Origin of the sequence: Capnocytophaga sp. oral taxon 329 str. F0087, assembly GCF_000213295.2 — a bacterium.
GTDB classification, from domain to species: Bacteria; Bacteroidota; Bacteroidia; order Flavobacteriales; family Flavobacteriaceae; genus Capnocytophaga; species Capnocytophaga leadbetteri_A.
The window spans coordinates 1-10,521 of record NZ_KN390028.1; the positions used below are offsets into that span (position 1 = coordinate 1).

The following is a 10,521-nucleotide window of genomic DNA, read 5'->3' on the forward strand; positions in this document are numbered from 1 at the left end:
CAGAAAGGACGACTCGTATGGCAGTAGTAGTAGTTCGTATAACAGAAGTAGTAATTCATATAATAAATCATACAGAAGTGGTAAATTTTGATCTTTAAAAACACGCATAACCGATGGCAATCAGTTGTATCATAGTAGATGATGAACCAATGGCACTACAGCTATTAGAAAGCTATGTGCTAAAAACTCCTTTTTTAGAGTTGGTGGGTAAATATACTAACGCAATAGATGTGTTGCAATACTTCTATGAAGGTGGCGACGCAGAACTGATATATATGGACATACAGATGCCAGAACTAACAGGGCTCGAGCTCTCTAAAAAACTGCCCCCCCACACGCGTATTATCTTTACCACTGCCTTTGACCAATATGCTATAGAGGGGTATAAAGTGAATGCCATTGGCTATTTGCTGAAGCCTTTTAATTACTTAGAGTTTTTAGAAACGGCAGAAAAGGCGATGTTATTGGCTTCTGCGCCTGCGGAAAAAGCGGCTACGCAGGATTATATGTTTGTAAAAGCTGATTATAAGCAAATAAAAGTGCCTTATAGCGATATTCTTTACATAGAAGGTCTTAAAGATTATGTAAAGATATACCTTACTACCCAACCACAGCCCTTAGTGACCCTACTGAGTTTGAAGAAATTAGAAGAGCAGTTGCCCGCAGAGCGGTTTATGCGTGTGCATCGCTCATTTATAGTCGCCTTAGACAAGGTGCAAGTGGTAGAACGTAGCCAGATAGTATTCGGCAACCAACGCATAACGATAGCCGATGCTAACAAAGAGGCTTTTTTGCAACGAGTGAGAATTAATTCAGAAAATTGATTTTGTATAACCAACAGAATAAAAGAAAGAAATAACTATGAACAAAAATACAGTATTAGGCTGGGCTGCCTTGTTAATGGTAGTCGTTGGCTTTATTCTTATAGGACTTGCTGCTTTCAAATACAACGAAATAGCAGGTTGGGGCTTTGGCACGGTAGGCATTGGCTTTTTTGCCATTGCGTGGGTGTTTAACGCTCTGAAAGGAAGAGTATAACAATTAACTGATTTGCCAATTAGCCAATTGGTAAAATCAAATAAATTAATAAAAATGAATATTCCAGAACAATTTCAAGTAAAGCCTTTTAGGCAAGAAACGTATTTAATAAATGGCGAGTTGAGGAAGTGGGAAGGAGAGTTTGCTAACATTTACTCCACTATTTCGTCTACAGAAGCCTATGCGCCTACGCTTTTGGGTAGTGTGCCTGCTTTAGGTGAACAAGAGGCATTAGAAGCGCTTCATTCAGCTACCGATGCCTATAACAAAGGCAAGGGACTTTGGCCTACGATGAAAGTAAAAGACCGTATTGCGGTTATGCTTAAATTCGTAAAACAAATGGAAAAGCAACGCGATGAGGTGGTAAAACTAATGATGTGGGAGATAGGCAAAAGCCTTGACGACTCGCGCAAGGAGTTTGACCGTACAGTAGAGTATATCTACGATACCATCAATGCTTATAAGGAGCTTGACAACCAGTCCTCTAAATTCGTGCAGCGCGATGGAGTGTACGCCCTTATTAGACGAGGTCCATTGGGAGTGGTACTTTGCTTAGGTCCTTATAACTATCCGCTTAATGAAACCTTTGCGCTTATCATTCCTGCCCTTATTATGGGTAATGCGGTTATCTTTAAGCCTGCTAAGCACGGTGTATTGCTATTTACACCGCTTTTAGAAGCCTTTCAAAACTCTTTCCCTCGTGGCGTGATAAACATTCTCTACGGTCGTGGACGCTCAGTAGCGCCTCCTATTATGCAGAGTGGTAAGGTAGATGTATTGGCGCTAATAGGCAACAGCAAAACCGCTATTGCCCTACAAGACCAACACCCTAACAAAAACCGTCTGCGCCTTGTATTCGGGTTAGAAGCTAAGAACCCTGGGGTTATACTACCTGATGCTAACTTAGATTTAGCAGTAGACGAATGCGTAAAAGGAGCACTTTCTTTCAACGGACAGCGTTGTACAGCCTTGAAAATACTATACGTACACGCCAAGATAAAAGATGAGTTTATCAAACGCTTTGCTGAAAAAGTAGATGCTCTTAAGTTTGGTAATCCTTGGGACGAAAAGGTGGCGCTTACGCCGCTACCTGAGGTAGAAAAACCTGCCTTTATACAAGAACTTATAGATGATGCTCTTGCTAAAGGAGCTACTATACAAAACAAGAAAGGAGGAGAACGCACTGATAACTTTATATTCCCTGCGGTACTCTACCCTGTATCGAAAGAGATGCGAGTGTACAACGAAGAGCAGTTTGGCCCTTTAGTGCCCGTTAAACCTTTTTCTAATATCAATGAGATTATCGATGAAATATCAGAGTCTAAGTACGGACAGCAGATAAGTTTGTTTGGAGAAGACCCTCAAGAACTCTCGCCTCTTATTGATATGTTAGTGAATATGCTCTGTAGGGTAAACCTTAATAGCTTATGCCAAAGAGGGCCTGATGTATTTCCTTTCACAGGACGTAAAGACTCAGCAGTAGGTACTCTTAGCGTACACGATGCTTTGCGCTCTTTCTCTATTCGTACCTTTGTGTCATTCCAAAACAATGAGTATAACGACCGTATAGTAGAGAATCTGCTGCGCACAGGAGCTTCTAACTTCATCAATACAGATTTCATACTATAAACAAAAAAGAGCGTGTAAAAACGCTCTTTTTTATTACATCATTTTTGTTTATCTCTTTATTAACCTAAGCAATTCGCCTATCCATAGCACTAAGCTAGTAGCGGCAATAATTAAGCACCAATCAGTTAGGAGTAAGGGGGTAACACTAAACATCGCTCCGCCAAAGGTGGTAATCACTACCTGACCAATGATAATAGCCGCTGCTATCATTATAAAACCTTGACTCTTATCTATTTCGGCAAAGGCACTCCTGCCGGTGCGATAGGCTTTGGCGTTGAACATATTCCAGAATTGAAGCATCACAAAGATAGAAAAGAAAAGCGAGAGCTCATAAGCTGATAATCCGTTTTCAAAACTTCCGAAGTGGAAGAAATTAGCGAAATAATCAGTGATACTAAACTGAGTGAGGCTTGTAATGTCTTCATTCTTAAAGTACTGTATAAATCCGAAGAGCAGCAATACAAACAGTCCACCAACTCCGAAAATGCCACGCGCCATTTCTTTAGTGATAATGTTGGCTTTACGCTGACGCGGCGGGTCGTTCATCACACGCTGGCTTGGAGGCAGAGAGGCAAGAGCTAAGGCAGCAAAGGTATCCATTATGAGGTTTACCCATAGCATCTGAGTGACCGTTAGAGGCGATTGTACCCCTAAAAACGCTCCGAAGAGTACAATGATACAGGCAGCCACATTTATAGTCATTTGGAAGAGGATAAACCGCTGAATATTTAGGTATAATGAGCGCCCCCACATTACAGCTTTGCCTATACTGCTAAAAGAGCTGTCTAAGATAGTGATATCACTGGCTTCTTTGGCTACAGAGGTGCCATCACCCATAGAAAGTCCTACTTGAGCAGCTTTTAGGGCAGGGGCATCATTAGTGCCGTCACCTGTTACGGCTACTACCTCGCCGCGCTGCTGTAGGAGGTTCACTAAGCGGGCTTTATCGAGAGGTCGGGCGCGCGAAATAACGCGTAGGTGAGGAATACGCTCTAAGAGTTCAGTATCATTCATCGCAGCAAATTCAGCTCCTGTGATGTGGTTGATATCGCTACAACTTTCGTCCCAGAGTCTTATTTGGCGTGCTATTTCTTTAGCTGTGCCAGGGGTATCGCCAGTTACTATCTTCACTTGTATGCCTGCGTGCATGCACTCTTCTATAGCAGCAGGTACATCAGCCCTTACAGGGTCGGCAATAGCTGTGATGCCGATAAACTGCAATCCGTTGTTTACTAACTTTCCGTTTTCTGAAATAACGGTTTTAGGGTCGTCAATTACCTTGTAGGCAAAGCCTATGGTACGCATAGCTTGCTGTTGGTATTGTAATAGTTTGCCCTCGAAGTCAGTTTGTGAAATGGTTGAGCAGAACTCCCCGCCCTCGTGGCAGAAAGTCATCACTATTTCGGGAGCACCTTTTACATACAATATATTTTTGCCCAAAGCGGCTGAGCGTACCAACGTTGCCATATATTTGCGTTCGGTAGAAAAAGTGAGTTGCTGTATCACTTCGCACTCTTCGCGTATGGGTAGATAATTTATGCCTTTGCCATAGAGCCAAAGCAATAGGGCACCTTCGGTAGGATTGCCCAATACGGTAGGCTTTTCTTGAGCTGAAAAATCTAAATAAGCAGTAGAGTTTACCGCCATTGATTCGGCAATGAGCTTTTCATCGGCAGAAGGATTGAAATACGTTTCGTAGATGGTCATTTGGTTTTGGGTGAGGGTACCTGTTTTGTCGGTGCAAATAACGGTAGCTGCCCCCATTGTTTCGCAAGCGTGCATCTTGCGCACAAGGTTGTTAGTAGCCATCATTCGGCGCATACTATAGGCTAAGCTCAGAGTTACACTCATCGGCAGTCCCTCAGGGACGGCTACCACTACCACAGTGATAGCAATCATCACAGTATTAAGAAGATAACCGCCGAAATCGACCCAATCGATAGCACTTAAGCTGTGCGATGGATTATGAAAATAGAGAAATAAACGCCCTACTAATACTAAGGCAGCAATTGCGTAACTAATGCGGCTGATAAGGCTTGCTAGCTTGTGTAGCTGTTCGTCTAAAGGCGTTTTTACTGAACTGTCTATCTGCACGCCCTCGAACACTTTGCCGTATTCGGTGGTATCGCCTACTTTCTTTACTTCTATCACTCCGTGTCCATCGGCTACTGAGGTGCCCCTACACACATAGTTAGAGGGGTAAGTGGCATCAGCCTCAAAGTCAGCGGGGTCAGTAGTTTTATGTACGAGAGGTTCTCCTGTTAGGGTTGATTCGTTGATATGCAGTGAGATAGCCTCTAAAAGCTCTCCGTCGGCAGGCACTTCTTCACCTGTTTCTAAAAGAACAATATCGCCTACAACAATGTCTTTTTTGAGCACCTGTGTTACGCGTTCTTCGCGGATAACTTTATAGTATATATCATCATTTACTTGGTTGAGGATTTCGAACTGCTTATTGGCTTTTACTTCAAAGTAGAATGCTACTCCTGTAGCCAAGAAGATAGCAAAAAAGATTCCTACTGGTTCTAAGAAAGCATTAAAACCTTCGCCTAAGGCAAAAAAATCATAAGCCGAGACACCAAAGGAGCAGGCTAATGCTACTAAGAGAATGAGGATAATAGGGTCGGACAGTTTTTCTAAAAACTGTTTCCAGAGGGGTACACCTGCTACTGATGAGAAGGAATTAGCCCCGTGTTGGGCGCGACTTTCGAGTACTTGAGCCTCGGTAAGCCCTTTGTAATGATGTTTTGCCATAAATAATATTAGCTTTAATAGTAAGAGGACTAAAACCTAAATTTTAGTCCTCTCTTTTTGTATAACATTTAAAATACAATATAAAATGAAGTGGAGTCGGAGAGAATCGAACTCTCGTCCAAATAAGTCATCAAAAGGCTTTCTACATACTTAGTTTTTGTTTGATTTTCGTCGCAAAGCTGACCAAAAACCGCCCACTTTGCGCTTAGCTTCTTAATAGTTAAGAACCGTTGGCAGAAGCGAACCGCAGGTTCAATGTTGACTTTTATGGTGCCTCTATACGAACCGCCGTCAACAAGGGCTTTTCAGAGATATCTCGCTTCCTTACCTTGTAAGGACTTAGCCAGCAGTCTTACTAAACTTCAGACTAGGCAGCAAGAGCGTAGTTATTCTCGCCATTTAAAAGTTTGAAATAGATATTATCGAGCATTCATTTCACAGCTCGGTATGCTTACCATTCAATGTCACCTACTGTCAAAACCGGTCGACCCCAAATGATTATTGGTTGTGTTTCACATAAAAACACGCTGCAAAGGTACAAAATATTTTTTAACTACCAAATTTTAGATTGTTAGTTTTTGGTCGTTAGAGGTTAGTTGTCTTTTGAGCTTCGTCTTTGGCTCTTGCTTTTATAAAGGCGGCTCGACTTAGTGGTTCGTAGCTCTCGGATTCGCCTAACATACGCTGACTATCGTTAGGCACTTTCCTAAAACTGTAGTTAGCCAGATGCCCCGTGCGGGTACACACGGCATGCACCTTAGTGACGTATTCGGCTGTCGCCATTAGGTAGGGCATAGGCCCGAAAGGATTGCCTTTGTAGTCCATATCGAGTCCGGCAACTATTACTCGTACTCCTCTGTTAGCCAAATCATTGCATACATTTACTATCTCATCGTCAAAAAACTGAGCTTCGTCAATGCCTACTACATCGCAGCCGTCAGCAAGGAGCAAAATACTCGCCGCAGCCTCTACAGGGGTAGAGGGGATTTCAGTGGCGTTGTGCGATACGATGTTAGTATCATCATAACGCGTATCAAAAGAGGGTTTGAATATTTCTACTTTTTGCTTAGCAAACTGAGCACGGCGCAATCGGCGTATGAGTTCTTCAGTTTTGCCTGAGAACATCGAGCCGCAGATAACCTCTATCCAGCCTACCTCTTCGTGATTATGTATGTTGTTTTCTAAGAACATTTTTTTAGAAAGTATAAAGTACACCTACCCCTAACAGCTGCTTGAACTGGGTGCGAGCACCATAGTGATGCGTCTGTCCTTGAGGGTCTTTGTATGAATAAAATTTTACGTCATCGTCATATTTGAGGTGAATGCCCAAGCGCGCTTGCACATAGTTATTCACCTTTAGGCTTAGCCCTGTTTCCCAATCTATATCGATATTACCAAATTTCTCTAAGTAATCGCCATAGATAGTGAAGTTAGTGTTTAGGGTGATGTTATCCATTACTTTCTTCTCCCAACGGCCTGAGGCAGAGAAACCTAACTCAGATACTGTCTTCTTGCCTTTTTCTACCCCGAAAGCACCTTCGTCAGACAGGCGTTTGTCTAACACCATAGTGGTTTTGAGGGTCATAGGTGATAAGAAAAGGTTGAAATTGATATGGGTAGGAGCGTATTCGGCACCCAAACCGAGTGTAAAATAAGCAGGGGCAAAGGGTTTAGAGATAGCATCATCTACATTAGGGTATTTATACCCGTTGCTGATTTGGGTAAGGAATTGTGCTCGTGCTGTGTAGTACCAAAACGAATGTGAACTACCGCGATAGCCAAATGAGGAGGTTAGCGATACCTTGTCGTCTGTTTTGCGCACTTCGCGTCCTTTTTGGGCGTTGATACCATAGTTGATTTCTAAATCGTTGTCCCAAAAGAAAGTTTTTTCGTTATAGCGGCGGCGGAATTTGCCGTTCATAAGTCCTGAAATAGAGTTTTCGCCCCCTGCACTCCAGTTAGAGAAGGTTACTTCGCTCATATTCAGTGTTACTTGGTTGAACTTGAACCACTTTTCTTGTTCGCGTTTCACTCGGTTGAAAGTGAATTTTAACGCGTTAGGGTCTTGTAGCACTTGTATAGGAGTTGTTTTTACCGGAGCGGTACGCGTTTTGGCTTTGCGCACTTGCCCAAAAGCGGTAACAGTAGTAAGTAGGAGAACGATAATGATTTTTTTCATTGCTGCATCTGATTGCTGTTAGTTTTACCGCTGCAAAGGTATAAATAATTTGCCAATTAGCCAATTAGTCGATTAGCAAATGTGCCAATTTTCTTAAGGCAGCTACAGAGCCGTGAGGCATAAAAACATCGGGTAAAGTGATGATTTTTAGAGGAGTAGTGTAGTTATTAGCCGCAGCAAATTCGCTAACAGCACTGCCTAAGCCTCCTGTACTACCTTCTTCAATAGTAACGACTTTTTGGTAGTGGGTGAATACGTGGTGCAGCAAAGCCTCGTCTATCGGTTTTAAGAAACGCATATCGTAGTGGGCGTACTGTTCTGGGACTTCACTTTGGCGTATTTGTTCGGCTACAAGGTCGGCTATAGTGCCAATGCTGAGTACGGCTACTTTAGTACCTTCTTTTAGTTGGCACCCTTTGCCAATAGGCAGTGCCTCAAAAGGTTGTGCCCAATCGGTTTGTGAGCAACGCCCACGTGGGTAGCGAATGGCGATAGGATGGGGTAGGGACAGCTGAGCCGTGTAGAGCAGCTGACGCAATTCGGTAGCATTGCGCGGTGACGCAATAATAAGATTAGGAATAGGACGCAAAAAAGCCATATCAAACACTCCGTGATGGGTAGCTCCGTCTTCGCCTACCAGCCCAGCGCGGTCGATACAAAATACTACTGGTAGGTTTTGTAAAGCCACATCGTGTATGAGTTGGTCGTAAGCCCGCTGTAGAAAAGTAGAATAGACGATGCAGTAAGGTATAAACCCACGCGCTGCCCAGCCTGCTGCAAAGGTTACGGCGTGCTGTTCGGCTATGCCTACATCAAATACTCTGTCGGGGAAAGCCTGCTGTAGAGAAAGCAAGCCGCTACCGCTGCTCATCGCAGGGGTAATGGCTATAATTTTAGGGTTTGAACGAGCTAATTCGGTGAGAGTTTGCCCTACTACCTCTTGATATTTAGCAGGTAGGGTAGGGGCTTCGGGAAGCGGTTCGCCTGTGGTCTTATCGAATAGGGCAGGCGAGTGGTAACGCACTTGCTCGGCTTCGGCTTTAGCAAACCCCTTGCCTTTGGTGGTTACTACGTGCAGTAGTCGCACACCGCAATCGTTTTTTTCAGCCTTTAAAGCCTCGATAAGAGCAGGTAAATCGTGTCCGTCAATAGTACCTTTGTACTTGATGTGCAGGTCGCTGAAGAAAGTTTCGCGAGCCCCTTGTCGTAGAGAACTGAAGTAGTCTTTGAGAGCCCCTACAGTGGGGTCGATGGCCATAGCATTATCGTTGAGGATAATGAGCATATTGGCATCGGTAGTGCCTGCGTGGTTGAGGGCTTCGAATGCCATACCGCTTGCTATGGCTGCATCGCCAATTACGGCTATGTGTTGGCGCTGGGTGTTACCCTCTAAGGCTGACGCAAGAGCCATCGCCAATACGGCAGAGAGCGAAGTAGAGGAGTGCCCTGTGCCGAAAGCATCGTACTGGCTTTCTTCGCGCTTAGGGAAGCCGCTGATGCCGCCCTGCTGGCGTATGTGTGCAAAGGCTTCGCTTCTGCCTGTCAGCAGTTTATGGGCATAGCATTGGTGACCTACATCCCACACAAGTATATCATCAGGAGTATCAAACACATAGTGCAGGGCGATAGTGAGTTCGACCACGCCCAAACTTGCCCCCAGATGACCGCCGTGCGCTGCGATAACCTCTATGATGCGGGTGCGCAACTGCTCGGCCAACGCTGGCAACTCTTCTACAGGTATGTGTTTTAAATTCTCCAAATTATTTTCTATTTACTAACTTCACTATCAGCATAATAAGTGCCCCCATAGCTACAAAAGCCAGTAGGGCAAAATACCAATAGGTAGTAAATAAGGCTTTGAGCACTACTGCAAAGACAACCACGAAGAGGATAAGAGTGGCTACCTCATTGAGCATACGCAATTGTAGTGAGGTTAGGGTAGCCTGTCCTGCCTGTAGTCGCTTCATTATGCGCCACGAGTAGTAGTGATACCACAGCAGTATGCCTATAAATAGCAATTTGACGTGCATCCAGCCAAACAAAAAGTAAGCCCAATCCATTAGGTAGAACATATAAATACCTGTAACCGACATAATTATAAGGGCAGGTACGGTGATGATGTTCCACAGACGTTCCTCCATAAAGCTAAACTGTCGGTGCAATATAGAGCGTTCGGGTTCGTCTTTTTCTAAGGCTTCGGTATGGTAGATGAACAATCGCACCATATAGAAAATACCAGCGAAGTAACTCACCACAAAGATAATGTGTATCGCTTTTGTAATTGAAAATAAATCCATTATTAGTCGTTATTAATCCATTGAGCAAGGGCTTTTGCCCATAACTCACTATCATTTAGACAAGGTATGAGTTTGAAACTTTCGCCTCCGTTTTCGACAAAGGTTTTGCCGCCTACCATCTCTATCTCTTCTAAAGTCTCTACACAGTCAGCAACAAAGGCAGGGGTGATGACAGCTAAGCGTTTCACTCCGCTCTGCGCAAGGGCTTTGATACGGTCGGATGTGAAAGGGGTAAGCCATTTGTCGGCACCTAACCGCGATTGAAAAGAAATAGAATACTTATCCTCAGGTAATTGCAAGGCTTCAGCCAACAGGCGGGTAGTCTCGAAACAATGACTTCGGTAGCAATGCGCTCCCTCCTCGCTATAAGCATCGCAACAGCTTTTGCCATCGACTATGTGCTTATGGGCAGGAGTAGGCGAGGTTTTGTACAGATGTCGCTCAGGCACTCCGTGATAAGAAAAAAGCAGATGGTCGTAGGGGTAATTGGCTAAGATAGGGCGTGTTACGCCTGCAAGCGCCTCAATGTATTCTTTGCGGTGAAAGAAAGGGGCGAACTTATGTAGCACCATTTGTGGGTAGTGCTCGCGTATGAGTTTTTCAGCTAAAACTTCTATGGTTTCG

The 10,521-nt window shown here is 44.0% G+C and carries 9 protein-coding genes and 1 other RNA gene; 3 read left to right on the forward strand and 7 right to left on the reverse strand.

The genetic code is table 11. The features are described from left to right. The first annotated feature begins 113 nt into the window (after window positions 1-113). From HMPREF9074_RS09130 to HMPREF9074_RS09135, 3 genes are read left to right on the forward strand one after another with little or no spacing between them, the layout of a single operon-like run. On the forward strand, window positions 114-824 hold the full coding sequence (locus HMPREF9074_RS09130) for a LytR/AlgR family response regulator transcription factor (RefSeq protein WP_009389517.1): 711 nt from the start codon (window positions 114-116) through the stop codon (window positions 822-824). A 37-nt stretch (window positions 825-861) separates the two neighbouring features. Beyond that, the gene (locus HMPREF9074_RS12420) at window positions 862-1,038 is read left to right on the forward strand and encodes a CAL67264 family membrane protein (RefSeq protein WP_009389516.1); all 177 of its coding nucleotides are present in this window, start codon (window positions 862-864) and stop codon (window positions 1,036-1,038) included. Between the two features lie 54 nt (window positions 1,039-1,092). Continuing rightward, window positions 1,093-2,667: an NADP-dependent glyceraldehyde-3-phosphate dehydrogenase gene (locus tag HMPREF9074_RS09135; protein WP_009389515.1), complete on the forward strand. Its 1,575-nt coding sequence runs from the start codon at window positions 1,093-1,095 to the stop codon at window positions 2,665-2,667. Window positions 2,668-2,715: 48 nt separating this feature from the next. On the opposite strand, the gene HMPREF9074_RS09140 is transcribed toward HMPREF9074_RS09135, so the two are convergent. The 7 genes from HMPREF9074_RS09140 to HMPREF9074_RS09165 form a co-directional block, all read right to left on the reverse strand. After that, a complete protein-coding gene (locus tag HMPREF9074_RS09140) occupies window positions 2,716-5,421 on the reverse strand; it encodes a calcium-translocating P-type ATPase, PMCA-type (RefSeq protein ID WP_009389514.1) in 2,706 nt (901 codons plus the stop codon). A gap of 88 nt (window positions 5,422-5,509) precedes the next feature. Then, window positions 5,510-5,913: a transfer-messenger RNA gene (gene ssrA / locus HMPREF9074_RS11965) on the reverse strand. A 93-nt stretch (window positions 5,914-6,006) separates the two neighbouring features. After that, window positions 6,007-6,612, reverse strand: coding sequence for a thymidine kinase (locus tag HMPREF9074_RS09145; RefSeq protein ID WP_009389513.1), 606 nt, complete (start codon window positions 6,610-6,612; stop codon window positions 6,007-6,009). A 4-nt stretch (window positions 6,613-6,616) separates the two neighbouring features. After that, window positions 6,617-7,600 (reverse strand): DUF3078 domain-containing protein, encoded by a 984-nt coding sequence (locus HMPREF9074_RS09150; protein WP_009389512.1) that lies wholly within the window; start codon window positions 7,598-7,600, stop codon window positions 6,617-6,619. Window positions 7,601-7,664: 64 nt separating this feature from the next. Further along, the gene (locus HMPREF9074_RS09155) at window positions 7,665-9,359 is read right to left on the reverse strand and encodes a 1-deoxy-D-xylulose-5-phosphate synthase (RefSeq protein WP_009389511.1); all 1,695 of its coding nucleotides are present in this window, start codon (window positions 9,357-9,359) and stop codon (window positions 7,665-7,667) included. Between the two features lies 1 nt (window position 9,360). Then, window positions 9,361-9,897, reverse strand: a complete 537-nt coding sequence (locus HMPREF9074_RS09160) for a CopD family protein (RefSeq protein WP_009389510.1) — start codon at window positions 9,895-9,897, stop codon at window positions 9,361-9,363. A 2-nt stretch (window positions 9,898-9,899) separates the two neighbouring features. Continuing rightward, on the reverse strand, window positions 9,900-10,521 hold a 622-nt coding region (locus HMPREF9074_RS09165), incomplete at its 5' end, for a ferrochelatase (RefSeq protein ID WP_034540372.1).